25 protein-coding genes are annotated in these 25,770 nt (G+C 62.3%); 10 read left to right on the top strand and 15 right to left on the bottom strand.

Going from position 1 to position 25,770, the window contains the following annotated elements:
* Window positions 1–155: 155 nt before the first annotated feature.
* The 3 genes from recN to HGB41_RS19380 all read right to left on the bottom strand — a co-directional run bounded on the left by recN (window position 156) and on the right by HGB41_RS19380 (window position 3,844).
* Window positions 156–1,820, bottom strand: coding sequence for a DNA repair protein RecN (gene recN / locus HGB41_RS19390; protein ID WP_171087528.1), 1,665 nt, complete (start codon window positions 1,818–1,820; stop codon window positions 156–158).
* Between the two features lie 53 nt (window positions 1,821–1,873).
* Window positions 1,874–2,776 carry an NAD kinase gene (locus HGB41_RS19385; protein WP_171087526.1) on the bottom strand — a complete coding sequence of 301 codons (903 nt, stop codon included), beginning with the start codon at window positions 2,774–2,776 and terminating at the stop codon, window positions 1,874–1,876.
* Between the two features lie 153 nt (window positions 2,777–2,929).
* A complete protein-coding gene (locus HGB41_RS19380; protein ID WP_171087525.1) occupies window positions 2,930–3,844 on the bottom strand; it encodes a DUF3667 domain-containing protein in 915 nt (304 codons plus the stop codon).
* Between the two features lie 150 nt (window positions 3,845–3,994).
* On the opposite strand from HGB41_RS19380, the gene HGB41_RS19375 reads away from it, so the two are divergent.
* Both HGB41_RS19375 and HGB41_RS19370 read left to right on the top strand, forming a co-directional pair.
* The gene (locus tag HGB41_RS19375; RefSeq protein ID WP_171087523.1) at window positions 3,995–4,315 is read left to right on the top strand and encodes a hypothetical protein; all 321 of its coding nucleotides are present in this window, start codon (window positions 3,995–3,997) and stop codon (window positions 4,313–4,315) included.
* Window positions 4,316–4,325: 10 nt separating this feature from the next.
* The gene (locus HGB41_RS19370) at window positions 4,326–4,760 is read left to right on the top strand and encodes an OsmC family protein (RefSeq protein ID WP_171087521.1); all 435 of its coding nucleotides are present in this window, start codon (window positions 4,326–4,328) and stop codon (window positions 4,758–4,760) included.
* A 16-nt stretch (window positions 4,761–4,776) separates the two neighbouring features.
* Here HGB41_RS19370 and HGB41_RS19365 read toward each other — a convergent pair whose 3' ends face one another.
* Window positions 4,777–5,388, bottom strand: coding sequence for a PEP-CTERM sorting domain-containing protein (locus tag HGB41_RS19365; protein ID WP_171087519.1), 612 nt, complete (start codon window positions 5,386–5,388; stop codon window positions 4,777–4,779).
* 322 nt (window positions 5,389–5,710) lie between these two features.
* Here HGB41_RS19365 and gloA point away from each other — a divergent pair, with 322 nt between their 5' ends.
* Entirely contained in the window at window positions 5,711–6,124 is a 414-nt protein-coding gene (gene gloA / locus HGB41_RS19360) for a lactoylglutathione lyase (RefSeq protein ID WP_171087517.1), read from the top strand.
* A 199-nt stretch (window positions 6,125–6,323) separates the two neighbouring features.
* Here the strand turns inward: gloA and glf are convergent, their stop codons facing one another.
* The 5 genes from glf to HGB41_RS19335 all read right to left on the bottom strand — a co-directional run bounded on the left by glf (window position 6,324) and on the right by HGB41_RS19335 (window position 10,941).
* Window positions 6,324–7,538 carry a UDP-galactopyranose mutase gene (gene glf, locus HGB41_RS19355; protein WP_267874213.1) on the bottom strand — a complete coding sequence of 405 codons (1,215 nt, stop codon included), beginning with the start codon at window positions 7,536–7,538 and terminating at the stop codon, window positions 6,324–6,326.
* A 199-nt stretch (window positions 7,539–7,737) separates the two neighbouring features.
* Entirely contained in the window at window positions 7,738–9,099 is a 1,362-nt protein-coding gene (locus HGB41_RS19350) for a TolC family outer membrane protein (RefSeq protein WP_171087513.1), read from the bottom strand.
* Between the two features lie 39 nt (window positions 9,100–9,138).
* The gene (locus tag HGB41_RS19345; RefSeq protein ID WP_171087511.1) at window positions 9,139–9,462 is read right to left on the bottom strand and encodes a rhodanese-like domain-containing protein; all 324 of its coding nucleotides are present in this window, start codon (window positions 9,460–9,462) and stop codon (window positions 9,139–9,141) included.
* Between the two features lie 7 nt (window positions 9,463–9,469).
* Window positions 9,470–10,123, bottom strand: coding sequence for a protein-L-isoaspartate O-methyltransferase family protein (locus tag HGB41_RS19340; RefSeq protein ID WP_171087509.1), 654 nt, complete (start codon window positions 10,121–10,123; stop codon window positions 9,470–9,472).
* 170 nt (window positions 10,124–10,293) lie between these two features.
* The gene (locus tag HGB41_RS19335) at window positions 10,294–10,941 is read right to left on the bottom strand and encodes a TetR/AcrR family transcriptional regulator (RefSeq protein ID WP_171087508.1); all 648 of its coding nucleotides are present in this window, start codon (window positions 10,939–10,941) and stop codon (window positions 10,294–10,296) included.
* Window positions 10,942–11,192: 251 nt separating this feature from the next.
* Between HGB41_RS19335 and HGB41_RS19330 the strand changes: the two genes are divergently transcribed.
* The gene (locus HGB41_RS19330) at window positions 11,193–11,480 is read left to right on the top strand and encodes a YkgJ family cysteine cluster protein (RefSeq protein ID WP_171087506.1); all 288 of its coding nucleotides are present in this window, start codon (window positions 11,193–11,195) and stop codon (window positions 11,478–11,480) included.
* Window positions 11,481–11,675: 195 nt separating this feature from the next.
* On the opposite strand, the gene HGB41_RS19325 is transcribed toward HGB41_RS19330, so the two are convergent.
* Together HGB41_RS19325 and HGB41_RS19320 are read right to left on the bottom strand one after the other, a co-directional pair.
* The gene (locus HGB41_RS19325) at window positions 11,676–11,876 is read right to left on the bottom strand and encodes a hypothetical protein (protein ID WP_171087504.1); all 201 of its coding nucleotides are present in this window, start codon (window positions 11,874–11,876) and stop codon (window positions 11,676–11,678) included.
* An 81-nt stretch (window positions 11,877–11,957) separates the two neighbouring features.
* The gene (locus HGB41_RS19320) at window positions 11,958–12,368 is read right to left on the bottom strand and encodes a hypothetical protein (protein ID WP_171087501.1); all 411 of its coding nucleotides are present in this window, start codon (window positions 12,366–12,368) and stop codon (window positions 11,958–11,960) included.
* 229 nt (window positions 12,369–12,597) lie between these two features.
* Here HGB41_RS19320 and HGB41_RS19315 point away from each other — a divergent pair, with 229 nt between their 5' ends.
* From HGB41_RS19315 to HGB41_RS19305, 3 genes are all read left to right on the top strand, one after another.
* Window positions 12,598–13,431: an undecaprenyl-diphosphate phosphatase gene (locus HGB41_RS19315; RefSeq protein ID WP_171087499.1), complete on the top strand. Its 834-nt coding sequence runs from the start codon at window positions 12,598–12,600 to the stop codon at window positions 13,429–13,431.
* A gap of 4 nt (window positions 13,432–13,435) precedes the next feature.
* Window positions 13,436–15,259 carry a DNA helicase RecQ gene (recQ, locus tag HGB41_RS19310; RefSeq protein ID WP_171087497.1) on the top strand — a complete coding sequence of 608 codons (1,824 nt, stop codon included), beginning with the start codon at window positions 13,436–13,438 and terminating at the stop codon, window positions 15,257–15,259.
* Window positions 15,260–15,398: 139 nt separating this feature from the next.
* Window positions 15,399–16,700, top strand: coding sequence for a sugar MFS transporter (locus tag HGB41_RS19305; protein WP_171087496.1), 1,302 nt, complete (start codon window positions 15,399–15,401; stop codon window positions 16,698–16,700).
* Window positions 16,701–16,865: 165 nt separating this feature from the next.
* Here HGB41_RS19305 and trmB read toward each other — a convergent pair whose 3' ends face one another.
* On the bottom strand, window positions 16,866–17,546 hold the full coding sequence (gene trmB / locus HGB41_RS19300; RefSeq protein ID WP_171087494.1) for a tRNA (guanosine(46)-N7)-methyltransferase TrmB: 681 nt from the start codon (window positions 17,544–17,546) through the stop codon (window positions 16,866–16,868).
* Between the two features lie 182 nt (window positions 17,547–17,728).
* Here trmB and HGB41_RS19295 point away from each other — a divergent pair, with 182 nt between their 5' ends.
* Entirely contained in the window at window positions 17,729–18,844 is a 1,116-nt protein-coding gene (locus HGB41_RS19295; RefSeq protein WP_171087492.1) for a succinylglutamate desuccinylase/aspartoacylase family protein, read from the top strand.
* Here HGB41_RS19295 and HGB41_RS19290 read toward each other — a convergent pair.
* The gene (locus HGB41_RS19290) at window positions 18,834–19,496 is read right to left on the bottom strand and encodes a DUF6064 family protein (RefSeq protein WP_171087491.1); all 663 of its coding nucleotides are present in this window, start codon (window positions 19,494–19,496) and stop codon (window positions 18,834–18,836) included. The genes HGB41_RS19295 and HGB41_RS19290 overlap by 11 nt on opposite strands.
* Window positions 19,493–20,404 carry an aldo/keto reductase gene (locus HGB41_RS19285; protein WP_171087490.1) on the bottom strand — a complete coding sequence of 304 codons (912 nt, stop codon included), beginning with the start codon at window positions 20,402–20,404 and terminating at the stop codon, window positions 19,493–19,495. The genes HGB41_RS19290 and HGB41_RS19285 overlap by 4 nt, the downstream gene beginning before the upstream one ends.
* A gap of 596 nt (window positions 20,405–21,000) precedes the next feature.
* On the opposite strand from HGB41_RS19285, the gene HGB41_RS19280 reads away from it, so the two are divergent.
* Window positions 21,001–22,443, top strand: a complete 1,443-nt coding sequence (locus HGB41_RS19280) for a tyrosinase family protein (protein WP_212761033.1) — start codon at window positions 21,001–21,003, stop codon at window positions 22,441–22,443.
* A 99-nt stretch (window positions 22,444–22,542) separates the two neighbouring features.
* Here the strand turns inward: HGB41_RS19280 and HGB41_RS19275 are convergent, their stop codons facing one another.
* A complete protein-coding gene (locus HGB41_RS19275) occupies window positions 22,543–23,706 on the bottom strand; it encodes a GNAT family N-acetyltransferase (protein ID WP_171087489.1) in 1,164 nt (387 codons plus the stop codon).
* A 357-nt stretch (window positions 23,707–24,063) separates the two neighbouring features.
* On the opposite strand from HGB41_RS19275, the gene HGB41_RS19270 reads away from it, so the two are divergent.
* Window positions 24,064–25,338, top strand: a complete 1,275-nt coding sequence (locus tag HGB41_RS19270; RefSeq protein WP_171087488.1) for a sialidase family protein — start codon at window positions 24,064–24,066, stop codon at window positions 25,336–25,338.
* Window positions 25,339–25,770 lie beyond the last annotated feature (432 nt).

The following is a 25,770-nucleotide window of genomic DNA, read 5'->3' as shown; positions in this document are numbered from 1 at the left end:
CACCCTACGATGTGCGGCAGAATTGATGACAATGTGCGGCAGAGTTAATGACGTTGTGCGGCCGAGTTCATGACAATGTGCGGCAGAGTTCACGACGTTGTGCGGCAGAGTTCATGACAATGTGCGACAGAGTTCACGACGTTGTGCGGCGGAATTCACGACGCCAGCAACTCCCTTGCATGCTTGCGCGTCGTCTCCGTAATCTCGATCCCGCCCAGCATGCGCGCCACCTCTTCCACGCGCGAGCGGTTATCCAGCACGTCGATGCGCGACACGGTACGCCCCTCGCCCGTCGTTCCCTTCGCCACCTGGAAGTGCTGGTTGGCCTGGCTGGCCACCTGCGGCAGGTGGGTCACGCACAGCACCTGGCGCTGCTGCCCCAAACGCTTGAGCAGGCGCCCCACCACCTCGGCGACGCCGCCGCCAATGCCGGTATCCACCTCATCGAAGATCAGCGTCGGCGTGGTGGTGGCATGCGCCGTGATCACGGCGATCGCCAGCGAGATGCGCGCCAGTTCGCCACCCGAAGCCACCTTGGCCAGCGGCCGTGGCGCCACTCCCGCGTGGCCGGCCACCAGGAATTCGACCTGCTCGACCCCGTGTACGCCCGGCTCGCCGGCATTCAGGGCGACGGCGAAGCTGCCGCCGGTCATGCTCAGTTCCTGCATCGCGCTAGTGACGCCCTTGCCCAGTTCAACGGCCGCCTGCGCGCGCCGTTTCGACAGGCGCGCGGCCGCCGTCATATAGGCCGCCTTGGCTTTCTCTTCCTGCTTGCGCAGGCCGTCCATGTCGCTGGCGTCGGCCAGCTGGCGCAGGCGTGCAGCCAGGGTAGCGTGTTCTTCGTGCAGCTCCTCGGGCGTCACGTGGTAGCGGCGAGCGGCGCCGTGCAGGGCTTCCATGCGGGCGTCGACTTCACGCAGGCGGGCCGGGTCGAGCTCGACCTTGTCGATGTAGTTGTTCAGCGCGTACACGGCTTCCTGCAGCTGGATGCGGGCTGGCTCCATGCAGTCGAGCACCGGCTGCAGCCCGCTATCGACATCCACCAGCTTGCCCAGCTTGGCGTTGAGCGAGGATAGCTGCGACAGGATCGGCTGGTCGGCTTCGGAAATGGCGAGCAGCGCTTCCTGCGCGCCTTCCAGCAGGCTGGCCGCATGTGACAGGCGGCTGTGCTCGTTGGTGATCTCGGTCCACTCGCCCGCCTTCGGGGCCAGCTTGTCGAGCTCACCCACCTGCCACTCCAGGCGCTCGCGCTCCAGCAGCACGTTGCGCGCGTCGTTTTCGAACTCCTCGCGCTGGCGCACCAGCGCGCGCCAGGTCTTGTAGGTGGCGCTGACTTCCTGCATGTCCGCAGCAGCGGCCGGGTCGCGCACCGCGATCTGGTTGTCGAGCAGCGCGCGCTGCGCGTCCGACTTGAGCAGCGACTGGTGCGCGTGCTGGCCGTGGATATCGACCAGCATGTCGCCCAGCTCGCGCAGCTGCGCGGCGGTGGCGCTGATGCCGTTGATATAGGCTTTCGAGCGGCCCGCGTTGTCGATCACGCGGCGCAGCAGCGCCCCGCCCTCTTCGATGCCGAACTCGTGCTGCTCGAGCCACTCCGTTGCCGCCGGCGTGAGCGCGAATTCGGCGGTGATGTCGGCCTTGGCCGCGCCTTCGCGCACCATGCTTGCGTCGCCGCGCCCGCCCAGCGCCAGTTGCAGCGCATCGATCAGAATCGACTTGCCGGCGCCGGTCTCGCCGGTGAACACCGAGAAACCGTTCGCGAACTCGAGCTCGATGGCGTCGACAATGACGAAGTCACGGATGGTAAGTGTGCGCAGCATGAAAAATCGGGTCTCCTGTCGTGGCTTGTTGGTGCATGACGTGGCCTGTGGCCTTACGTGAGCTTGCCTTCGTTGGTCGGGTATTCGTTCCAGTGCAGCTTTTCGCGCAGCGTATGGTAATAGCTCCAGTCGCGCGGGTGCAGGAAGGTGATCGTGTGCGGCGAACGCGAGATGACGATGTGGTCGCCCAGCTGCGCGCTGGTAAAGGTCTGCATGTCGAAATTCACGCTGATGTCGCGCCCTGCCACGAGTTCGACCACGATCTCGCTCGATTCCGGCACCACGATCGGCCGGTTCGACAGCGCATGCGGCGCGATCGGCACCAGCACGATGCCCTGCACGCGCGGATGCAGCAGCGGGCCGCCGGCCGACAGCGCATAGGCAGTCGAGCCGGTGGGCGTCGAGACGATCAGGCCGTCCGCGCGCTGGTTGTACATGAATTCGCCATCCACGGTGAGCTTGAGCTCGACCATGCCGGCGCCGGCGCCGCGCGCCACCACGACGTCGTTGAACGCGACCGCGCAGAAGATCTGCTGGCCCTCGCGCACCACACGCGCTTCCAGCAGAGTGCGCTCCTCGGTCTTGGCCTGGCCCTGCAGGATTTCGCCCAGGGCCGGGACCATGCGGTCGATCGGGATGTCGGTAATGAAACCCAGGCGGCCGGAGTTGATGCCGATGAGCGGAATGTCGTATTGGGCGAGCTGGCGCGCGATGCCGAGCATGGTGCCGTCGCCGCCCATGACCACCGCGTAACTGGCCTGCTCGCCGATCTCGGCGACTGTCATGGACTCGATGCCGTCGGTTCCCAGGTGCGCCGCGGTGTCGGTTTCGTACACGACCCGGTAGCCGGACGCGGCCAGGAATTCGGTCAGGCGCCCCACCGGCTCTTCGATGCCGGGAGTATTTTGCCGCACCACGAGCGCGATGATTTGTTGCGGTTGGGACGTCACGGGCATGGGTCTCGGGCGGTTGGGGCAGGAGGATGGAGATTAACCGATTAGCGGCTGCGATAGAAGGATCGGCTACGCGCGCCCGGAATGACTGTACAAATAAACAGTATAGCGGGGACGGCGCGCAACCGGCAAGTCGGCAACAGCAGGGCAGTATATTTAATTGACCAGGACCAGGCCGACCGCCACCGCGACAGCTGCCACCAGGCTCAGCAAATGCAGGGCCACCAGGGTGATCCAGCGCAGCGCAGTCACCAAGCGGCCGCCGCCGTACACCCGCCGCATCGCCGTGGGCAGGTAAGCAACCAGCCAGAGCAACAGCAGGAAGCGCACGAAATCCCACCCGTTCGCCACCACGAACAGGCTCAGCATGAAGAAGGCAAAGGCATTGCTGTGCAGGGCGAACAGGAAATGCTCGCCGTAGCGCCGCCCCGAGCCGAGATAGAGCAGCTTCAGGTAGAGCGCGAAGATAGGCATCAAGAGGAAGATCGCATACGGGGCGTAGCTGAAGAAGGCGCTTTTCGCCGCCGCGCTCTTCTGCTCGCCCGGCAGCCCGAGGAATTTCTCTGCGCCCTTGCCCAGCCGCGGGCTGACGGTGCCCAGCTCGCGCACGACATCGCGTTCGAATTCGGTAAAGTCCTGCGGCTGCCTTGCCACTTCCCGTCCCGCCATGGCAGCAGCCGGCGCGCTCACCGCCGGCCGCGCATCAGGCGGGGCATCGGTCTCGTTCTCGATGATCTCCACGCCACTGAGCTTGACGAGGAAAAAGAAGATGATGCTGAAACTCAGGTAGAGGCGCAGCGGCTCGACATAGCGCACGCGCCGGCCTTCGATGTATTCGCGGGTCAGGAAGCCCGGCTTGAACAGCAGCAGCTTCAGCGAGCGCCACAGCTTGCCTTCGAGCGCCACGTAATGCGACAGGAATTCATGCAGGAATTCGCGCGCGCTCGGCACGTGCAGGTGGGTGGCCTGGCCGCAGGCCTGGCAGAAATTGCCGCTGGTGGTGGCGCCGCAATTCTTGCAGGTGCCGGCATGCTGCCGGTAGTCGATGGCGTCGGTGGTCAAGGTGCTCATCCGGGAAGTCGTCTGAGTTGCCATGTTAGCGGGACAATTGCAAAAAAGCATCACGCATTTACACAAGCCGCTTGCCGCGCCATCCAAGCGCGCGACTCCATTGGCAGTGGACGGTTAGGATTCAGTCAACTGCAACAGAAGGAGATTCACATGGTTACCGAAACCAAAGACCGCTTCGTCAACACGAAGGCACCGATTGAAAACGACGGCGTCAAGCGCCAGCCTCACGAGCGCGACGAGACCCCGGACGCGCAAGACCAGGCCCCACGCGGCGTCATGAAGCAGGCCGCGGAAGACCTCGCCCAAGGCCTGCAGAATACCGACTGCTACGGCACCAATGGCCAGGGCCTGGACCAGGCCGTCGACCCCAAGGCGGGCGCGACCGGCCAGGCCAACCCCCTGCCCGACAACCACCGCTCGATGCGCCGCCACGACTCCGACGACGCACCCACCGACAAGAACAACCTGTAAGGAAACCACCATGACCATCAAACGCAAGGGCAGCGCCGTCTGGAGCGGCGGCCTGAAAGACGGCAAGGGCGCGGTCTCGACCGCCAGCGGCGTGCTCAAGGATTCGCAATACGGCTTCAACACCCGCTTCGAAGACGGCCCGGGCACCAACCCCGAAGAACTGATCGGCGCCGCCCACGCGGGCTGCTTCACGATGGCGCTGTCGGGCCAGCTCGGCCAGGCAGGCCTGACTGCCGACGAACTGCGCACCACGGCCACCGTGTCCATGGAAAAGGTCGAAGGCGGCTTCTCGATCACGGCCGTGCACCTCGACCTGGTAGCCAGGATCCCTGGCGCCAGCCAGGAAGCTTTCGACAAGGCCGCCACCACCGCCAAGGAAAACTGCCCAGTGTCGAAGCTGTTGAACGCGACGATCACGCTCAACGCCAAGCTCGAAAACGGGTAAGCCTGCTGCTTGCCTGTCAGGCCTCCGACGCTCCTGCGATATCGCTGCGCGGTGCCGGGGTCTGCTGACGACGTTGCCGACGCATTAGCCCCAACGCACCGGTGGCGATGGAAAGGAGGGCGATCGTCGATGGTTCTGGAATGGTGGCTGGAATATATTGGTACTGAAAAATATATTGATCGCCAGTGTCCGAGGTGAGTTCCAGTACAGTCTGAATGCTCCCATTTGCGATCAGGGACAGGGTAGGAAATACCACAGGCGTTAGCTCGTCGTTATCGGAATCGGAGAAATACATGGTGTTGACGAAATTGGTGCCCACATTGCCGCCATACGCCAGGGTAGCGATCAAATTCTCGCCTCCGGAATCGAAGATATTGATTCGTTGCCCGACATCTTCTACTAGCAGGCCGGGATCTCGCAGGATGAAGCCGGTAAACCTGCCGGCGTAGACTTCCTCGCCAAGCAGCTCGTCCTGAGTCAATATGCCGTCGATATAGGTCAGGCCACGTATTCCGGGATTCGAGTCGATCAGTTGTGCAACGATCACTGAAGCATGTGCTGGAACTTGTCCAAGCCCAACAGTCAGCAAGCTCAGCAGGGCCAGCATCAGCGTACGGAAAAGGCTCATTGCAATACTCCTCGTGGTTGCGGTCTGCATTGAAAATCCTGCCGCGCGCCGAAACTATGAGCTGCAGGGGGTGATTTGAACCCGACGCATAAACCGTACCCGATGTTAGATCTGCTATGAAATCAATTGCTTGCACCTTCTTGGTTGCCTCACCCCAGAATGAATGTAAAATTTTCCGGCATGTCGATGTGACATCATAGAAGCTAACGAGCTCGGCATCAGCTCCTGCTTCACTTGCCGATACGGGAAACGGATTGTGTCCCCGGCAAGAATCTCGTCAAGGGCATAAAATGACTGCTTTCGATTTACCAGAAAGACACCCATGCGCATCCTGCACACCATGCTCCGCGTCGGCAACCTGCAGCGTTCCATCGACTTCTACACAAACGTGCTAGGCATGAAACTGCTGCGCACCAGCGACAACCCGGAATACAAATACACCCTGGCCTTCCTCGGCTACGGCAGCAACCCGGACCACGCCGAACTCGAACTGACCTATAACTACGGCGTCGAGAGCTACGAGATGGGCTCGGCCTACGGCCACATCGCCATCTCGGCCGACGACATCCATGCCACCTGCGACGGCGTGCGCGCCGCGGGCGGCAACATCACGCGCGAGCCGGGGCCGGTCAAGGGCGGCTCTACCGTGATTGCTTTCATTACCGATCCGGATGGTTATAAGGTCGAGCTGATCGAGCGCAAGGACCATGCAGCGGGTGGCGGTTTGAGCAGCTAAGCCGGCAGCGCGAAATACAAAACGGGCGGCATGGCTATCAAGCCTGCCGCCCGTTTCAATTGTAGGGTGGGCGGCTTCGCCGCCCGCGCGTTCAACCACCGTATGAATTACCGCTCCATTTGTTCATATTCGGTTTGAACGCGCGGGCGGGAGTGATTCAAGCCAGTGGCTTGAATCACTCCCGCCCACCCTACGAACATCAGGCCAGCGGATCAATCACAAACGCCGGCATCCGCTCATTCCCCTTGGCGCACGCCAGGAATTTATCGGCCGTCGACAGCGCCTCGTTGATGGTCACGTCCATATCCAGGTAACGGTAGGTACCCAGGCGCCCCACGAAGGTCACGTTCGGCTCCTCGTTCGCCACCTTCACGTAACGCTCGAGCTGCACCTTGTCGCGCGCCTGGCGGATCGGGTAGTACGGGATGTCCTTCTCTTCGCACTGGCGGCTGAATTCCTTGTACAGCAGCGTCTTCTCGTGCTGTTCCCACGGCGAGAAGTGCTTGTGCTCGGTAATGCGGGTGTAGGGCTGTGCGTTGTCGCAGTAGTTGATCACCGCGTTGCCCTGGTAGTCGCCGGTATCGCGGAAGACTTCGAAGTCGAGCGTGCGGTATGGCAGGCGGCCTTCGGCGTGGTTGAACCAGGCGTCGATCGGGCCGCTGTAGAACACGTGCGCGTACTCGTCTTTCTGGGCCGGGTCGAAGCGGGTGTTCAGGTGCACGGTCACGCCCGGCACGTCGAGGATCTTCTCGACCAGCGAGGTGTAGCCGTCTTCCGGCATGCCCTGGTATTTGTGATTGAAGTAGTTGTCGTCGTAATTGAAGCGCACCGGCAGGCGCTTCAGGATGCTGGCCGGCAGCTCGGTCGGCTGCATGCCCCACTGCTTGACGGTATAGGTCTTGAAGAAGGCTTCGTACAGTTCGCGGCCGACAAAACGCAGCGCCTGGTCCTCAAAAGTAACCGGGTTCTCGATCGTCTTGTCGCCGAGCGAGGCCAGGAATGCCTGGGCTTCGGCCGGGCGGAAGGTCTTGCCGAAGAACTGGTTGATCGTCAGCAGGTTGATCGGCAGCGTGTAGACGCTGTTGTTGGTGATCGCCTTGACCCGGTTCACGTAAGGCATGAAGCGGCTGTAGCGGTTCACGTATTCCCAGACGCGCTCGATGTCGGTGTGGAAAATGTGCGGACCGTAGATGTGCACCATGACGCCGGTCTCGGCGTCGCGTTCGGAGTGGCAGTTACCGGCGATATGGGGACGCGATTCAAAAATCTCGACCTTGTAGCCGGCTTGCGCCAGCTCGCGGGCAATGACGGCCCCGGAAAAACCGGCGCCGACAATCGCGATATTCTTTTGCATGTGTTTTTCCTTTGGGGAGGTGAATTCCTGACTCCGGGCACGAGCATGAGGCGGGCTCAGCTGGCCTGTGATGTGCGGAGTGCTTAACGTTGTCAGTTTATCAGCTTCCCGAAAAAATCCCCGACATCGTTACTTGTCGTGCGCCAACTATTTATTCTTGAAATCAAGCACTTAGCTCATCTCCAAAACAAAAAGCCCGGACCATTTCCGGTCCGGGCTTTTCACATTCAACGGCGCAGGGCTGGCCTGCACAGGAAGCTTATTTGGCGAGCAGGTTGTTCACCGCCGCCAGGTCCGCCTCGCGCAGCGAGCCCGAAGCAGCCTTCAGGCGCAGGCCGTTCAGGATGGTGTCGTAGCGTGCACGCGACAGGTCGGTGCGGGTCGAATACAGCTGGCGCTGCGCGTTCAGCACGTCGATATTGATGCGCACGCCAACCTGGTAACCGAGCTTGTTCGATTCCAGCGCCGACTGGCTCGACACTTCCGCCGCTTCCAGCGCCTTGACCTGGGCCATGCCGCTGTTCACGCCAAGATAAGCCTGGCGCGCCTGCAGGGCTGCCTGGCGGCGGGTAGCCTCCAGGTCGTTGCGCGCCTTGTCTTCCAGCGCGATCGATTCACGCACGCGGCTGGTCACGCCGAAGCCGTTGAAGATCGGGACGGCGAACTGCACGCCGATGCCGTTGTTCTTGGCCACGCCGGAGCCGGTGATCTGGCCGCCGACGTCGCGGCGGGTCGAGGCCGCTACCAGGTCGAGGGTCGGATAATGGCCGGCGCGGTTGCGCGAGATTTCGCGGCGAGCCAGTTCCACCTGCAGCTGCGAGACGGTCACGCCATAGTTCTGGGTCTCGGCCGAGCTCACCCATGGATCCGGCGAGGCCGGCGATGGCGCTGCCAAGGTGATGCCGGTCTTCAGCGGCGCCAGCATGGCTGGGGAGGTGCCGATGATGGCCTGCAGCGCATTGTTCTTGTTGTCCAGGTCGTTCACTGCCGCGAATTCCTGGGCAATCACCAGGTCATATGCCGCCTGCGCTTCGTGGGTATCGGTGATGGTCTGGGTGCCGACCTCGAAATTGCGCTTGGCCGATGCCAGCTGCTCGGTCACCGCGGTCTTCTGGGCGCGGGTCGATTCCAGCTTGTCCTGGGCTGCCAGCACGTCGAAATAGGCTTGCGCCACGCGGGTGATCAGGTCTTGCTGGGCCTGGGCGAACTGGGCCTCGGCCACTGCCTGCTGCAGCTTGCTCTGCTGGTAGGTCTGCCATGCGGCCCAGCGGAACAGCGGCTGGGTCAGCGCCAGCGTGTACTCGGTGGTGCGCACGTTCGAGCCGGAGCCGGCCACCAGGGTCGGGGTGCCGGTGATCGGATTGTTGACGAACTGCCCCTCGTTCCACGGCGAGTTGTCGGCGTCGTTCTTGATGCTGCTGCCGGTGAGGCCTACCGTCGGCAGCAGGCCTGCACGCCCCTGTGCGATCCGTTCCCGGCCGGCGGCTGCCGACGCGCGTGCGCTCGCAAACGTCGCGTCGTTGGCCAGTGCCTGCTGGTACACCTGGATCAAGTCAGCCGCGCCTGCATTGAGCGAAAAGAAGGCGCTGGCAACCAGCACGGCAATAAGGGGTTTCTGCATTGCAATCTCCACAGGAGTCATCAAAAGTTAGGATGCAGGTCAATACTTCGGCATCGAAGGATCGACCTGTACGGCCCAGGCGTGTACCCCGCCCGTCAAATTCGTTACGTTGCTGAACCCGTTACGCTCCAGGAAGGCAGCCACCTGCATGCTGCGCGCTCCATGGTGGCAAATGCAGACGATCTCGCGGTCGTCATCGAGTTCGCCAACCCGGATCGGGATCAGGTGCATCGGGATCTGGGTCGAACCTGCGATATGGCAGGTGGAGAATTCCCAGTTCTCGCGCACGTCCAGCAGCAGCGGCTGCTCCTGCGCCGGGTCGGCCAGCCGTGCGGCCAGTTCGGGTGCGCTCACGTGCTGCATCGCGTCCTCAGAACTGGAAGCGCGACGGCGTTTGCGCGCCCGTCAGCGTCTTGACATTGGTCTCGAACAGCTTGACCGTGTCGTAGGCCGTTTCCGATACGCGGGTGATGATGTTGAAGCTCATCGCCGGCGCATCGCCCAGGATCACCGCCAGGCGGCCACCCACTTTTACCTGCTGCAGCAGCGCTTCCGGCAGCACCGGCAGGCCGCCCGACACCACGATCACATCAAAGGGCGCGCCCTTGGCCCAGCCCTGGGCGCCATCGCCCAGCTCGACGCTCACGTTGGTGACGCCGGCACGGGCCAGGTTTTGCTCGGCCAGGGCCTTGGTTTCCGGCAGGATCTCGACGGTGGTCACGTGGCGCGCCTTGTGCGCCAGCAGTGCCGCCATATAGCCCGAACCGGCGCCGATTTCCAGGACGTTTTCGTGCTTCTTGACCGCGATCTCCTGCGCGATGCGCGCTTCGACCTTCGGGTTAAACATCGCCTCGCCGCCCGGCAGCGGGATTTCGACGTCCGCGAAGGCCAGGTTCTGGTAGGCGACCGGCACGAACGCTTCGCGCTTGACGACGTGCAGCAGGTCGAGCACGTCCTGGTCAAGCACGTTCCACGGGCGGATCTGCTGTTCGATCATGTTGAAGCGGGCTTGTTCGATATTCATCTGAGTTCTCGGTGGAAAAATAATTAATCCGATATTTTATCGTTGAACGGCCTCAGGACGCACATCTTAGCGATGGGCTCCCCAAGACAGGGGAAATTGCGACAGTCTGCAGTTTAGAGGGGTTGAACGCCAAAAAAACGGTCGCTTGGCGTAAATGGCAAGCTTTGGCGCTAGGGCGCCGTGCGCGGAAGCAGGCCATGCAGGGCCATGTCGAGGAAGGCGTCGATGAAAGCGAGGGGTTGCAGCTCATGGGCGTCGCAGGGCGCCACCGCACAATGTTTCCAGGTATTGAGCATCATCATCGGCGCAATCAGCACCTGGGTCAGCTGCGGGATATCGACGTTGCGGAACTCGCCGCGGCTGACGCCACGCTCGAGCATGCTCGATATCATGCGGGTTCCACGCCGGGTCACCTCTTCCTGGTAGAACTTGGCCAGCTCGGGGAAATTGCCGGCCTCGGCCAGGATCAGCTTGCTGATGCCGGAAGCCTTGCTCTGGCCGATGCGGCTCCACCAGCTCAGCATGACGTGGCGCAGCAGGTCGGCGCTATGGCCTTCGAATTCGGCGACCGACATCTCGGCCTCGCCGATAAACGGGACAATGCTCTCGCGCACGACCGCCTTGAACAGCTCTTCCTTGTTGGTGTAGTACAGGTACAGCGTGCCCTTTGACACCCCGGCACGGCGGGCCACGTCTTCCAGACGCGTGGCAGCGAAACCACGTTCGACGAACAGGTCAATGGCGGCAGCCAGGAGCTCCTGGGGCCGGGCATCCTTGCGGCGCTCCCAGCGCGGCTTGCTGTCGATTGAGCATTCCATGTTACTGCCTAGAAACCAACTGAAGAGCTATCGAATATAGTCGGGGCTTGTCACTCAGTCAAGCAACCGTTGTGATATCGAAACTGTCCATATAAACAGGTATTGACGCGTCTTTACAATGTATTTCAGGCAGTGCCTGGACCATGGATGGCTCTCCTGCGCTATGCGATGTGCGTTAGCCACAAGCTAGCGGGAAAACGCACGGCGACGCGCCCGCTTTGGGCGTTGGCGGGGGTATACTCCTGCCTTCCATGACCGCCCTGCTTGCCCCATCTCCCGTGCAATGCCGCGACCACTGCGGCGCCTGCTGCACCGCGCCATCGATCACCAGCCCGATCCCCGGCATGCCCGATGGGAAGCCGGCCGGTGTGCGTTGCATTCAATTGGCTGATGACAACCGCTGCCGCATTTTCGGCAAACCGGAGCGGCCGGCGTTTTGTGGTGGGTTGCAGCCTTCGCTGGAGATGTGTGGCAGCAGCCGCGAGCAGGCGATTCGCTGGCTGGATGAACTGGAACGGGCGACTGCGCCTTCGTGTTGAAGGTCCGCCCCCCCGGTCAGTCAATCCAGTGAGAACCGTAGGGTGGGCAGGGCACAGCAGGCCAGTGGCCTGCTGTGCGCCCACGCGGTGATCGTAGGAATGTGAATAATCGTACGGGCTGTAGCACCGTGTTTTGAACGCGCGGGCGGCGCAAGCGCCGTCAAGACATCCTGAGGACGGGTGGAGCCGCCCACCCTACGAATGATCGGTATCCGGCATCACCAGCCCTGAATGCTTTTTCTTCTTCTTTTTCACGACGACAGTCTGCTCCTGCGCCGCCTTGATGGCAGGTGGCGGCGCGACCGGCAGGGGAAACCCAAGAAACACCATCACGAGAAAGATCGGCAGCAGGAGGAAGAACAGCGGCCGTTTCCAGTTCAGTTTCTGTTTGAGCATGCCAAGCAGATAGTGCTGGCCTAGCATAAACACAAGAACAAAAAGTAACCCAACAGGGGTAACTTTCGGCAGCCTGTGCGCTCAGGCCGCCGCCAGCTTCCCGCGCGCCTGCTGCACGCGCTGGAACAACCCGCCCAAGGTCAGGCCTTCGTGCCAGATATCGTCGAGCATCAGGCCGTATTTGTCGCGCAGCGCCTTGGCCAGCGTCTCGATTTCGGTCGCGTCGGGCAGCCAGCGGGTGGGGTTCACGGCGCGGTAGATGCCGAGCACTTCGTCATCCGGACGGAAATGCAGGCGTTCGCTGTCGCGGAAAGAGAACGCGGATATGAAGAGCGACAGGAAATCGCGGATGTCCTTGCGCGAGGCGCCTGGGAACGTGCTGCGCCAGGCCCGGCCCTGGTAGGGACGGTAACGCAAGTAGTTGGGTTTCTGCCAACCGTTGAATGCTGCCCAGGCAAGGACAGCAAGGATGAGGACAACTAAAAGGCTCATGCGGACGAGTGTAGCACGCGTTTTTGGCGGCGGCGCACGAAACAATTTCGTTGCCGCGACGTCTGTTGTAACCCGGCGGCAACGCGCGCGCGGTACAATCTTGCGCCAGGCACAACAGCAAGCCGGGAACACTCCGGCGCTGCCTGTGCGCATGGTAAGCTTCGACCCCGCCGTATCTCCACGGTCCATCCCAACACCCGCATTCACCCACACTGACTGTTACGCATTCATGGATATTCTTCTCGCTATCAAGGCGATTATCATGGGCCTGGTCGAGGGCTTTACCGAGTTCCTGCCGATCTCGTCCACCGGACACCTGATCCTGGCGGGCAGCCTGCTCAATTTCACCGGCGAAAAGGTCAAGGTCTTCCAGATTGCCATCCAGGCCGGCGCCATGCTGGCCGTGATCTGGGAATACCGCCGGCGCATTGCAACCGTCCTGTCCGGCCTGGGCTCGGACCCGAAACAGCAGAAGTTCGTGATCAAGCTGGTCATCGCCTTCATCCCGGCGGCCATGCTCGGCTTGCTGTTCAGCGAGATGATCACGGCGAAACTGTTTACACCGGTACCGGTGGCCACTGCCTTCATCGTCGGCGGCCTGCTCATCCTGTGGGTGGAACGCCGCCACACGGGCAAAGACCAGGCGGCGCGGGTCGAGAGCGTGGACGACATGGGCTACGGCGACGCGTTGAAGGTGGGAATTGCCCAGGCCTTTGCACTGATTCCCGGCACCAGCCGTTCCGGCGCGACCATTATTGGCGGCATGCTGTTCGGCCTGTCGCGCAAGGCAGCCACCGAATTCTCGTTCTTCCTGGCGATCCCGACCCTGCTGTCGGCCACCGTGTATTCGGTGCTCAAGGAGCGCCACCTGCTGTCGATGGCCGACCTGCCGATGTTCCTGCTGGGCGGCCTGGCCGCGTTCGCTTCGGCCTTCCTGTGTGTGCGCTGGCTCCTGCGCTACATCAGCACGCACGACTTCACGATCTTCGCCTGGTACCGTATTGTGTTCGGTATTCTCGTACTCGTGACCGCACACTTCGGTTTGGTGGTGTGGGCAGAATAAACGCATGACTTCCGAGCTTCAAGCGCGCGCGCTGCACGTCCTCGAGACCGTCTTCGGCTATCCCGCCTTCCGCGGGCAGCAGGGGGAGATCGTCGAGCACGTCGCCGGCGGCGGCGACGCCCTCGTCCTGATGCCCACCGGCGGCGGCAAGTCGCTGTGCTACCAGATCCCGGCGCTGCTGCGCGACGGGGTGGGCGTGGTCGTCTCGCCACTGATCGCGCTGATGCAGGACCAGGTCGATGCGCTGGAAGAAGTCGGCGTGCGCGCCGCCTTTTTAAACTCGACTCAGACATTCGAAGAGACGCTGCGCATCGAACGCCTGGTGCGCAGTGGCGAGATCGACCTGGTCTACGTGGCGCCCGAGCGCCTGCTGACCCAGCGCTGCCTGGAGCTGTTCGACGCCTCGCGCATCTCGCTGTTCGCCATCGACGAAGCGCACTGCGTGTCGCAATGGGGCCACGACTTCCGGCCGGAGTACATCCGCCTGTCGGTCCTGCACGAGCGCTATCCGGGCATCCCGCGCATCGCACTCACCGCGACCGCCGACCAGCAGACCCGCGACGAAATCGCGCACCGCCTGCAGCTCGATGACGCGCGCAAGTTCGTCTCGTCCTTCGACCGTCCCAACATCCGCTATTCGATCGTCGAGAAGACCACCGGCCGCAAGCAGCTGCTCGACTTCATCACCAGCGAACATGCGCAGGATTCCGGCATCGTCTACTGCCTGTCGCGAAAAAAAGTCGAGGAAACCGCCGAGTTCCTGAACCAGAACGGCATCCGCGCCCTGCCCTACCACGCCGGCATGGAATACAGCGTGCGCGCCGCGAACCAGTCGCGCTTCCTGCGCGAAGACAACATCACGATGGTCGCCACCATCGCCTTCGGCATGGGCATCGACAAGCCGGACGTGCGCTACGTCTGTCACCTCGATCTGCCCAAAAGCCTGGAAGGTTACTACCAGGAGACCGGCCGCGCCGGCCGCGACGGCGCCCCCGCCAGCGCCTGGATGGCCTACGGCCTCCAGGACGTGGTGCTGCAGCGCCGGATGATCGACGAATCCGACGCCGACGAGACCTTCAAGCGCGTGCTGTCGATGAAGCTCGACGCCATGCTCGGCCTGTGCGAGACCCTCAGTTGCCGGCGCATGCGCCTGCTCGACTATTTCGGCGAGCGCTCCGGCCCTTGCGGCAATTGCGACACCTGCCTGATCCCGCCGGTGCAGGTCGACGGCACGGTGCCGATGCAAAAGCTGCTCTCCACCGTCTACCGGGTCGACCAGCGCTTCGCCGCCGGCCACGTGATCGACGTCCTGCGCGGCGCCCAGACCGAACGCATCAGCCAGTGGCACCACGACAAACTCACCGTGTTCGGCGTCGGCGCCGACCGCTCCGAACAGGAATGGCGCGCCATCGCCCGCCAGGCCATCGCGCTCGGCTTCGTGACGGTCGACCACGACGCCTACAGCTCGCTCAAGCTGACCGACGCCGCGCGTCCCGTGCTCAAGGGCGAGCAGAAGGTGCAGCTGCGCCAGTACCAGAAACCGGTCAAGGCCAAGCGCCCGTCCTCGCGCGCCGCCGGCAGCTACGAGGAACTGGAACTGTCGCGCTCCGAGCAGGCGATCTTCGAGCGCCTGCGTACCTGGCGCATGGGTACCGCCCGCGAACACGGCGTGCCGGCCTATGTGGTGTTCCAGGATGCGACCCTGCGCGAGATCGCCAAGGGCAAGCCGGCCTCGTTAGAGGCGCTGCGCGGCGTCTCCGGCGTGGGCGAGAAGAAGCTGGTGTCGTATGGCGATGAAATCGTCGCAATCATCAATGAGATGATGTAGTGTCCTAGGTTGGGAGCGCCTGAAAAACCCTCATTGGCGGCGTTGCATCGTCTCGCCGTACCAGCGTACTGTCTTCGACGATGCGCCTTGCCCTGATGGTTTTGCCAGACGCTCCAATGTTCAACCCACCGACACTCACATGGCCATCCCGACTCCCACCAGCACCACCGCCTCGCCCGCAGCCGATGGCGCAGGCAGCACGATTCCCGACAACGCCGCCAGCCTGCAGACCTTCGTGTTCGCGCTGTTCTTCGTCTTCGGCGGTATCACCAGCCTGAACGACGTCATCATCCCCAAGCTGAAAGACCTGTTCACCCTCAGCTACGCGCAGGCGATGCTGGTGCAGTCGGCCTTCTTCGCCGCCTATTTCGTGGTGTCGATCCCGGCGGCCGCCATCGTGCAGCGCATCGGCTACATGCGCACCGCCGTCACCGGCCTGGTCACGATGGCGGTCGGCTGCCTGCTGTTCATCCCGGCCTCGTCCTCGGGCGTGTTCGCCACCTTCCTGCTGGCGCTGTTCGTGCTGGCGGCCGGCATCACCATCGTGCAGGTGGTGGCCAATCCGCTGATCTCGATGCTGGGCAAACCGCAGACGGCGCACAGCCGCCTCACCTTCGCCCAGGCCTTCAATTCGCTGGGCACCACCGTGTTTCCGTACGTGGGCGCGATCCTGATCCTCGGTTCGCTGGCGACGATCGACCCGACGACGCTCAGCGGCGCGGCGCTCGACGCCTTCCGCGAGGAAGAAACCCGCGTTGTGGTCCACACCTATATCGGCCTGGCGATCGCGCTGGTGATCCTCGCCGGCGCCGTGTGGCTGAACCGCCGCAAGCTGGTGGAGACGCCGGCGCCGTCGGAAAACATCCTGGGCGCCTTCGACCTGCTCCGGCAGCCGCGCTTCGCACGCGGCGCGCTGTGCATTTTTCTCTATGTCGGCGCCGAGGTGGCGATCGGCTCGATCATCGTCAACTACCTGATGGAAGCCGACGTACTGGGCCTGGGCGCCGAGGCGGCCGGCAAGCACGTGCCGCTGTACTGGGGCGGCGCCATGGTCGGCCGCTTCATCGGCGCCGCCCTGCTGCGCATGTTCTCGCCGGGGAAAGTGCTGGCCTGCGCGGCCGGCATGACGATCCTGCTGCTGCTGGTCTCAAGCAATACGACCGGCGCGCTGTCCGGCTGGTCGCTGCTGGCCATCGGCCTGTTCAACTCGATCATGTTCCCGACCATCTTCTCGCTGGCCTGCGAAGGCCTGGGCAAGCGCGCGGCGGAAGGTTCGGGCGTGATCTGCGTGGCGATCGTGGGCGGTGCGGTCGTGCCGCTGCTGATGGGCTTTGCCGCGGATGCGGCGGGGCTGAAGCTGGCACTGGCCGTGCCGGCGGTGTGCTACGCGGTGATCTTGTATTTTGGGCTGTATGCGAGGAAGCCGCACGGCGAGGCCTGACGGCTTTGGCATGTGAATGCGTGCATCTGTGGCGCATGCATGTCGGGCTTCGTAGGGTGGGCAGATTCTGCCCACGCGTTCAACAAGCACAAGAACAGCCGCGCCGTCAGCAGTACCGTGATTTGAACGCGCGGGCAGGAGACCTGCCCACCCTACAAAAACTCCTTACTTCTTGGTGAATACAAGATCCCACACCCCATGCCCCAGCTTGAGCCCACGGTTCTCGAACTTGGTCAGCGGCCGGTAGGCCGGCTGCGGCGCATACCCCTCCGCCGTATTCTGCAGCGCCGGCTCGGCGCCCAGCACCTCCAGCATCTGTACCGCATAGTCTTCCCAGTCGGTCGCGCAGTGCAGGTAGCCGCCCGCCGCCAGCTTGTCGCATAACACCTTCACGAACGGCGGCTGGATCAGGCGGCGCTTGTTGTGGCGCGCCTTGTGCCACGGGTCCGGGAAGAACACGTGCACGCCGTGCAGCGAGCCGTCCGGGATCATGTTGGCCAGCACCTCGACCACGTCGTGCTGGACCAGGCGCAGGTTCTCGATGCCCTGCTCGCCGATCTGCTTGAGCAGGCTGCCCACGCCCGGCGTGTGCACCTCGACGCCGATGAAATCCTTCTCCGGCATCAGGCGCGCGATGTGCGCCGTCGTGTCGCCCATGCCGAAGCCGATCTCCAGCACCACCGGCGCCTTGCGCCCGAAGGCCGCTTCCATGTCGAGCGCTTCCTTCTTGTACTCGATCAGGAATTTCGGGCCGAGTTCATCCAGCGCCCGTGCCTGCGCGGTCGACAGCCGCCCGGCACGCGTGACGAAGCTGCGGATGCGGTGTTCGGTAGGATCGTAAAGCATGGGCCGCGCCGGGCCGTTGGTGGGCGTATCAGAGGACATGGGGAGCGTGAGAGTGAGGAAAAACGGCTGTCATTATAGCCTAGCCGCCTTCCCTAGCCAGCGCCCGGCAGCGTGCGGATGGTCCCGGGCGCTATCCTGCATAATCGTGGTTTATCCCTCGCCGCCCCGCCGGAGCCCCTGCCATGCATTCGACGAAACACCCGATCGCCCTCGATGACAACGTCGCGACCCTGCACCTGACTTCCCATCATTACGGCAAGGCCGGCGCCGGCAAGAAGGTGTACATCCAGGCGGCGATCCATGCCGACGAGGTGCCGGCGATGCTGGTCGCGCACTTGCTGCGCCAGCACCTGGAACGGCTCGATGCCGAGGGACGCATCAAGGGCGAAGTGATCCTGGTGCCGGCGGCCAATCCGCTCGGGCTGTCGCAGGTGCTGCACGGCGCGCCTTTCGGCCGCTACGACCTCTCGACCGGCACCAATTTCAACCGCGCCTACCACCACGCCGCGGATGGGCTCAAGACTTCGCTCGAGGGCAGGCTGGGGCAGGACGCGGCCGCCAACGTCGCGCTGATCCGCGCAGAAGCCAGGCGCGGCGTGGACGAATGGCAGCCGGCCGACAACGCCGGCACCCTCAAGAAAACCCTGCTGTCGATGGCGATCGACGCCGACATCGTGCTCGACCTGCACTGCGATAACGAAGCGGTGCTGCACATGTACACCGGCACGCCGCTGGTCGATGCGGTGCTGCCGCTGGCGGCGTTGATGGAGTCGCGGGTGCTGCTGGTGGCGAAAGCCTCGGGCGGCGAAGCCTTCGATGAAGCCTGCAGCCGCCTGTGGTGGGACCTGGCCGACCATTTCACCGAGGCGGCCATCCCGCCCGCCTGCGTGGCCGTCACGGTCGAGCTGCGCGGGGAGCACGACGTGACCTACGACTATGCCGGCCAGGACGCCGCCGCGATCCTGCAATACCTGGCGCTGCAGGGCGTGATCGACATGCCGCTGCGCCCCCTGCCCGACGCCCTGTGCGGCCCGACCCCGCTCGATGCGGTCGAGCCGCTGCACGCGCCGCATGCCGGCGTGCTGGTGTTCCACAAGAAGCTGGGCGACCGGGTCGAAGCGAACGAGCCGATCGCGGATGTCGTCAACCCGGTGAGCGGCAAGGTGACGACGGTGTCAAGCAGCCATGCCGGCCTGCTGTTCGCCAGCACTGCGCACCGCCACCTGCTGCGCGGGATGCACATCTGTAAGATCGCCGGCGAGGAATCCTTCCGCTCGGGCAGCCTGCTCAGCGACTGAGTTTTTTTCGCGCGCCTAAGGTGGCCAGCGCCACGGCAAGGATGGCGCTTGCGGGCAGCAGCCAGGGCTGCGGCGCATGCAGTTCCTTCAAGGTTGCGCCGCTCGCGGCACTCCACAGCAATGGGATGATCCACAGCGGCCATGGCGCGCGCCAGAACAGCAGCGCAGCGAAGGTCGCGGCCACGGTCGGGTCAGGGGCAATCGCGAACACCTCGGCCTGCCATAAGCTGGCACCATTCAGGGGCGCGAGCAAGGGATAGCCAAACAGCGCCAGGGCCATGATGGCGACAGGCGCCCGCCGGCCGATGTCGCCCTCGGCCGGCGCCGGCCGCCGCACCGCCAGCCATGCCAGCAGGACCGCCTGCACGCCGAAGCCGATCGCAAAATACGGCGCACCGGTGTTGATGTCGGCATAGCGCCCGGCGTGATAGGCCCAGGCGACCCACGCCCAGCAAATAGCCAGCACCCCGAACGCGGTGAACGATGCGCGCTTGCGCGGCCGCAGCATGCAGCCGATGAGCAGCATCCCTGCACCGAACGCCAGCAAGTGCAGCGGCCACAGGGCGCGGTTGAGCAGTTCGAACTGGCGAAAGTAGGTCCGCGCCGAGAACATCAAAAAATCCGACAGCGAATAGCTCCACCACTCGCTCATGCCAGCCTTTCGACATCCTGGACAATGCGCCGGCGCAGTGCCTCGTCCGGCAGCGGCCCGCGTGCGGCCAGCATGTTCTCGCGCACGTGGGCGACGCTCGAGGTGGCCGGAATCGCGCAGGTCACGGCCGGATGCGCGACGATAAACTTGAGCAGCACCTGCGCCCAGCTGGTGCAGCCGATGTCCGCCGCCCAGCCGGGCAGGCGCTTGCCCGCCAGAGCCTGCGTGAGCTCGCCCTGCCGGAACGGCCGGTTCACGATCACGCCGATGCGGCGCTCGCGCGCCAGCGGCAGGATGCGCTGCTCGACCTCGCGATCGAGCACGTTGTACGAGACCTGCACGAAATCGACCGGCTGGCTGCCCATGATTTTCAGGATGTCGGCATGGCGCCGGCCTTCCGAGGTAGTGATGCCGACATAGCGCAGCCGCCCTTCCCGCTTCATCCGCAGCAGCAGCGGCAGGTGCGCCTCCCAGGCCAGCAGGTTATGCACCTGCAGCAGGTCGAAGCGCGGCGCCCGCCACAACTTGCGCGAGGCCTCCACCTGCGCGGGGCCCTGCTCGCTTGAACCGATCCACACCTTGTCCGCCGAGAACAGCTGCGCCGGCTTGAGCCTGCTCACCGCTTCGCCGATCACGTCCTGGGCCGAGCCGTACATGGGAGAGGAATCGATGAGCCGCCCGCCATTGGCAAAAAACTGGCGCATCACGTCAAGGCAGTCGGCACGCGCCGCCGGATCGCGGCCGACGTTGAAGGTGATCCAGCTGCCGAGGCCGACCACCGGCAGCAATTCGCCGGACGAGGGAATGGCGCGGGTCAGCAACGCAGGGCGCGCCTGGGCATTGGCCAGCAACGGCAAGGCCGCCAGCGAGGCCAGGACACGGCGGCGGGACCTGGAGTCGAGATGCATGCGGGCGTTCCTTGCTGAAGGCGGCGGTAGGATGCCAGCATACCGCGCCGGCGCCGGGCGCGGCGCAGCTTGTAGCTGGCGCACCAGGCCAGAGAACCTTATGTGCATCCGCCCTGCCTGTTCGCTCCTTGTCGCGGCCGTGCTGGACTGCATGGAAAAACAAGCTTCGACGTCTACTCGCGCGCTCAGCTCGCATAGCAGTTGTTTGCGTTTTCTCAAACCCCCACTTTTTAAGCGCGCAAAGATATATCGGTGTAATAGCCGGTAGGCATACACAAATCTATTGATAAACCAGCACATCGGTGCTCTACCGGAGTCGGCGGTCGGGAAACATACCGACACAAATTCCTTACCTGTGGCGGAATGTTTGGTTTTTCACCGTTTAGCTGATCGATAATATGTTAGCTGATCATCTTGCCAGCCAAAGTCAAATATACGTTTCACTTGATATTTGTAAAGCCACCTAGATTTTAAGGGCATATCGTTGATACTTCTCAAACCGCAACTTGTAAGACTCAACGGCAAACAGCGTGGCTTTCCATGTACAGCAATGCGACTTGCCGAATGGCAGCATGCTTATTGACAGGGAGAGCACCATGATTCAGCAAAAAATCGACAGGAGACACTTTCTTGAACATTCGGCTCTTGCAGTGGCCCTATCCGCGATTCCGGGCAGCTTGTTTGCCCAAATTGCACTCAGGAAACGCATGGAATGGCAGCAATTCAAAATTACACCCCAGTATGATTCATTACTAAATGCAATTCGCTTGATGAAAGCAAATCCTAACGCGAGCAATCCGAATAGCTGGGCGTACTGGACCAATATTCACATTAACCGTTGTCCGCACGGCGTCCCCTATTTTTTAGCATGGCATCGTGGCTACCTGTACCATTTCGAGAGGCAACTGCGTATCGTCTCCGGAGACAGCAACCTCATACTCCCTTATTGGGACTATTATACCTACGCTACGATACCTGCCGAGTTCACGGACCCCAATAGCACAAACCCCTTGTACGTCAACCGACTCAATGTCAACGTTCGCCAGGCGTTGACATTAGCGCCGTTTTCCCCGACGGTAACGAATTTCCAGCGTGGCGCGGCCAATGCGTTCGAACCGATTTTGGAAAACCAGCCGCACAATCCAGTTCATGACATCATCGGAAACATCATGTCGACAATGAATTCTCCAGTAGATCCTATTTTTTGGCTCCACCACGCAAATGTCGACCGTTTGTGGGTCGCTTGGATCACTGCCGCGGCTGGACGAAAAATGCCTGCAAAAACCAAGCCATATTGGTCGGGAGTTCACACGTATACGAATACGCTGACCCTGCCACGCGTGTCGACCTATGATACGAGAACAATCCTGCAATACTATTATCAGAACGAAGCCATGCCGGCATCCATTCCCCTGGCCCAGGTGACAAATGCCAGGGCCTTGCGTGTGCAAGCCGGACCGGACCAGTTACCGCGCTCTCTGCCACCAACCGGATCGTTCAAGATCAGCGGACCGAGGCCAACCAGCGCGGCAACATTCTCGCTTGGAGGAGCACTCCATCTCAGTTTGGACCGCAGATCGATCAGCGCGCAACTGCCCGTGAACCCGGAGCATTGGACAGCCCTACAGGAGATCGGGCGCGGTAAAGCCATGTCGTTGCGTGGTGGGACAACCAAATACAAATCGGCACACCTTGTGCTTGATCAGGTGGAATTAGCGGAAAATGGGAAAAACGGCGGTTACTTCTACCAGGTCTACCTGAACATGCCGTCGCCGGAAGCAGGCGCGAGCAGGCCGACATCACTGCTTCTTGGGACGCTGGGCGCCTTCCAGATTCGTAGCGCAGTGCACCATGGGCATGGCGCCGCCCGACTGCGATATTCCTTGCGCGGTATTTTGCCGAATGCGTCCTTGCTTCGAGTCGGTATGGTGTCGGTATCGTTTGTACGAGTCGACGGCGACAATAATCCTGCTGGAGCAGTGATCGGTATAGGAGAGGCGCATCTTGAACTGTCGACAGAGGAGACCAATCCGCAGTAAACGTGAAACGGCCGCAGCTACGATACAGTGCCTGGCCACCAGAAAGCGCTGGCGCGAACATGGGGTGCGCCAGCTACCGCCTCTTGAAAGAACGGCGGGTCACCGAGTGTGCCGCTCGCGCATCGTCGCGCGCAGGCTGCGAATTACGGCGATGGCTTGCGCCACCAAACGTCCTGCCCGGTCGGGCCTGTGCGCGATCAAGATGGCGGCGGCCTGGAGTCGGGCTGCCTGTTGAGTGCTCCAGCATGGAACAAATATCTGCAAACTGAAAAATGCACAAAGCTTGGAACGGTAAATAATAATGCTGTGAAATGTCCGTTTTTCGGCCCGAAATCTCGCCTTATGCGCATCTGCCCCTCCCATGAGCCAGCATTCTTTGCCGCCCAAATCAAGACAACGCAAGATCGCGGTCATCCATAGCTGATTTCCAAGCATATAGCGGTCATACTCTGGATCATGCGCGGCGATCTGGTGGAAGTGACGCTTCCCCACACTGAGCCACATCGCACCACCGCAAACATTCCCATTAATCGTCGCAAAAGCAATATGACCATGGCTTTTCATTAACTTGACGAGTGCGACCGTGTTGATCTTTCCCGTATAGTCGGTCTTGCCCTTTGCAAGCATGCGTTTTTGCGCAAGCTTGAGTACAGCCTGGACGGTTTCGGCTTTGATCGCGTCTTGCGAGCCGAGATGCATTTGAAAAGTCGGATGATCGGCTTTGATATTCTGGCCCGAGATCAGGATTTGCTTCCTGAATTGCGGCCTGATACTGCTGAGATATATCGATTTTTCCGATGGTAGATTGATTACATTCTCTTGCAGGGCTACAGTTTGCTGAAAAAAACGTGAAAAACAAGTCAAATGCGTATCTATCGCGTAGAACCGAACAACCTTCGCGTTTTTATATCGGGAAAAAACCGATTCGCAGAAAGAGGAAATCGCGTTTGCGGGAAGAGTAATCTGCTGGTTGACAATGGAAATGATCTGTCCCTCATCACGAAAAAGGATAATAGCCTCGATCACTGATTGGCGTTGCGAGACATAGGTGCTGATCCCCTCGAGCGATTCGTAAGCCGATATCCGTCCCAGCGTGCAGTAGATGTTTCCATACAGTCGCTCTAATGCAGCGGCGACGAATTCTGGTATATGCTCTTTATAGAAAGATTCGTGCAAATAATTCTCATCGAATCCCCCTGCTCCCTTCAGGTCAGCGAATGTGTTGTACTTTTTTTCAGGACGAGTGAAAAGATGTTGCCTCATTGCAGACCTCTCTTATCGCCTATCTGTTCGTCGATACTAAGAGTGCAGCTAACTGTCCCTTTGCGTAATGTCAATCGCTTGCTTGTTCTACCGCGAATAGACAGCAGGGGCGGCATGCTCGTCAGTCTTTCAGGTGACGGAGAACTATGCGCAAACGGGAGGCGTATGGTATGGCCGAGCTCGGCGGGGCATGGCCGGGCGCTCCAGGACCGCTAGCGAAACCAGGGCATGGCGGCGCAAGCGGGAGCCGTGATGCACGCGGGCGCTCCTCGACCGGCGTGGAGGATAGGATGCCAGCATACCGTGCCGGCGCCGGGCGCGGTGCAGCCTGCGGCGGCGTACAGACCAGGGAGGCTCATGCGCATCCATCCTGCCAGCTCACTCCTTGTCGCGGCCGTGCTGGCCTGCATTCCCGCCCAGTCTGCGCGGGTTGCGGATGGCATGACCTGGCTCCCAGTCGTGGAGATCGCCAGCGGCGGCGGCGCCAAAGGGCCGTGGCGGCAGAACGACTCGCACTACGATTACGTCGACGACGGCACCGCCGCCTTCCTGCCCGACGGCAGGCTGGCCGTTGCCTGGGTAGACCAGCGGCGCAAGGACGTGTTTCTGAAAGTGCTAGACGCCGATGGCCGGCCACGCGGCGCGGTGGTTAACGTCTCGCGCAACCCGGCCACGTTTTCCTGGCTGCCGCGCATCGTCGCCGGTGGACCGGACACGCTGTACGTGCTGTGGCAGGAGATCATCTTCTCGGGCGGGTCGCACGGCGGCGACGTTCTGTTCGCACATTCGACCGATGGGGGAAGAACCTTCTCCCAGCCGCGCAACCTGTCGACATCGCGCGGCGGCGACGGCAAGGGGCGCCTCGACCGCGACACCTGGTCGAACGGCAGCCTGGATCTCGCGGCTGGTCCGGATGGCAGCGTGTATGCGGCATGGACCGAATATGACGGCATGTTGTGGCTGGCGCGCTCGCGCGACGGCGGCCGCAGCTTCTCAAGGCCGCAGCTGATTGCGGGCGACGTGAAGCTACCGGCGCGTGGGCCGTCGCTGGCCATTGGTCCTGCCGGTCGCCTCTACCTTGCCTGGGCGGTTGGCGAAGACCACGATGCCGATATCCGGGTAAGCCTCTCCAGCGATGGGGGCGGCACATTCGCGGCACCGGTCCTGGTCGGCGCCGACCAGGACCGCGCAGACATGCCGCGCCTTGTCGTAGACCATAAGGGCGCCCTGCACCTCGCGTATCTGGAACAGCGTGGGAACAGCCCCGCCCGGGTTCGCTACGTCCGCGCCGACCCTCTTGGCCTGCGCTTCGGCACGCCAACTACCCAATCGCACGATGAAGGAGCGGCAGCAGTGCATCTCGCCTGCGGCGACGATGCGCACCCACGCGTCCTGTGGGAGCCAGCGTCGCGCAAGGGCTTGTGGCAGTCAGCGACGGCTGGCGCCGGCTTTAGCCCCCATGGGCTCATCCCGCACAGCGTACCGGGCGGAGGTGGTCGCAATGGCAGCCAGCAGGGCATCTTGGGGCAGAAACTCGCCTTGCATCGCGACGGAACGGTAGCGATCGTGAACAGCAGCCTGACGCCGGGTCATGGTAGCCGTGTATGGTTGATGCGGGGACGTTCGCGATGAATTGAGCAGGGAAAACGTCTCTCAAAACGAAACGAACGATTCCGAGACGGACTCATTTGAAACCAGTCTGCGCCGACCGGCGCGCCACTCCCATCCCTCTTCAGCAGTCGAGTAGTCACTCGCCACCAATATCTCTAAGTCGCTCGGGCAGCGGCGCGCTTCCCGATATCGCAAGCCGCCGGCATTGCCCTCGTCGTGCGCGTGCTGGCCGAGCCGGCACACCGCCACCCGTACTTGATCTGCAAGAAGCTGCCTGTTGACAGCTGCCAACTTGTCCCAAATCCGACAACCCAACAATGGTCCATCACATTGAGGAGGGGGTCATGGGCGACTTTATCTATAGCAGGGACGTGGAAGAGCTGGAAGGGCACCCGCCTTTCGGTGACGGCGAATGCGTAGCCCTGCCCAAGGAAACAACGTCGGTGGGCTAGA

This window comes from Telluria aromaticivorans, from assembly GCF_013003915.1.
In the GTDB taxonomy this organism is placed as follows: Bacteria; Pseudomonadota; Gammaproteobacteria; order Burkholderiales; family Burkholderiaceae_D; genus Telluria; species Telluria aromaticivorans.
The sequence above is the reverse complement of the archived record's forward strand: the minus strand, read 5'-3'. Positions and strand labels throughout refer to the sequence as shown.

Bases quoted from the DNA above. Each gene is read 5' to 3' on its own strand.
- recN (WP_171087528.1), bottom strand. From the start codon at position 1,820: ATGCTGCGCACACTTACCATCCGTGACTTCGTCATTGTCGACGCCATC.
- HGB41_RS19385 (WP_171087526.1), bottom strand. From the start codon at position 2,776: ATGCCCGTGACGTCCCAACCGCAACAAATCATCGCGCTCGTGGTGCGG.
- HGB41_RS19380 (WP_171087525.1), bottom strand. From the start codon at position 3,844: ATGAGCACCTTGACCACCGACGCCATCGACTACCGGCAGCATGCCGGC.
- HGB41_RS19375 (WP_171087523.1), top strand. From the start codon at position 3,995: ATGGTTACCGAAACCAAAGACCGCTTCGTCAACACGAAGGCACCGATT.
- HGB41_RS19370 (WP_171087521.1), top strand. From the start codon at position 4,326: ATGACCATCAAACGCAAGGGCAGCGCCGTCTGGAGCGGCGGCCTGAAA.
- HGB41_RS19365 (WP_171087519.1), bottom strand. From the start codon at position 5,388: ATGAGCCTTTTCCGTACGCTGATGCTGGCCCTGCTGAGCTTGCTGACT.
- gloA (WP_171087517.1), top strand. From the start codon at position 5,711: ATGCGCATCCTGCACACCATGCTCCGCGTCGGCAACCTGCAGCGTTCC.
- HGB41_RS19350 (WP_171087513.1), bottom strand. From the start codon at position 9,099: ATGCAGAAACCCCTTATTGCCGTGCTGGTTGCCAGCGCCTTCTTTTCG.
- HGB41_RS19345 (WP_171087511.1), bottom strand. From the start codon at position 9,462: ATGCAGCACGTGAGCGCACCCGAACTGGCCGCACGGCTGGCCGACCCG.
- HGB41_RS19340 (WP_171087509.1), bottom strand. From the start codon at position 10,123: ATGAATATCGAACAAGCCCGCTTCAACATGATCGAACAGCAGATCCGC.
- HGB41_RS19335 (WP_171087508.1), bottom strand. From the start codon at position 10,941: ATGGAATGCTCAATCGACAGCAAGCCGCGCTGGGAGCGCCGCAAGGAT.
- HGB41_RS19330 (WP_171087506.1), top strand. From the start codon at position 11,193: ATGACCGCCCTGCTTGCCCCATCTCCCGTGCAATGCCGCGACCACTGC.
- HGB41_RS19325 (WP_171087504.1), bottom strand. From the start codon at position 11,876: ATGCTCAAACAGAAACTGAACTGGAAACGGCCGCTGTTCTTCCTCCTG.
- HGB41_RS19320 (WP_171087501.1), bottom strand. From the start codon at position 12,368: ATGAGCCTTTTAGTTGTCCTCATCCTTGCTGTCCTTGCCTGGGCAGCA.
- HGB41_RS19315 (WP_171087499.1), top strand. From the start codon at position 12,598: ATGGATATTCTTCTCGCTATCAAGGCGATTATCATGGGCCTGGTCGAG.
- recQ (WP_171087497.1), top strand. From the start codon at position 13,436: ATGACTTCCGAGCTTCAAGCGCGCGCGCTGCACGTCCTCGAGACCGTC.
- HGB41_RS19305 (WP_171087496.1), top strand. From the start codon at position 15,399: ATGGCCATCCCGACTCCCACCAGCACCACCGCCTCGCCCGCAGCCGAT.
- trmB (WP_171087494.1), bottom strand. From the start codon at position 17,546: ATGCTTTACGATCCTACCGAACACCGCATCCGCAGCTTCGTCACGCGT.
- HGB41_RS19295 (WP_171087492.1), top strand. From the start codon at position 17,729: ATGCATTCGACGAAACACCCGATCGCCCTCGATGACAACGTCGCGACC.
- HGB41_RS19290 (WP_171087491.1), bottom strand. From the start codon at position 19,496: ATGAGCGAGTGGTGGAGCTATTCGCTGTCGGATTTTTTGATGTTCTCG.
- HGB41_RS19285 (WP_171087490.1), bottom strand. From the start codon at position 20,404: ATGCATCTCGACTCCAGGTCCCGCCGCCGTGTCCTGGCCTCGCTGGCG.
- HGB41_RS19280 (WP_212761033.1), top strand. From the start codon at position 21,001: ATGATTCAGCAAAAAATCGACAGGAGACACTTTCTTGAACATTCGGCT.
- HGB41_RS19275 (WP_171087489.1), bottom strand. From the start codon at position 23,706: ATGAGGCAACATCTTTTCACTCGTCCTGAAAAAAAGTACAACACATTC.
- HGB41_RS19270 (WP_171087488.1), top strand. From the start codon at position 24,064: ATGCGCATCCATCCTGCCAGCTCACTCCTTGTCGCGGCCGTGCTGGCC.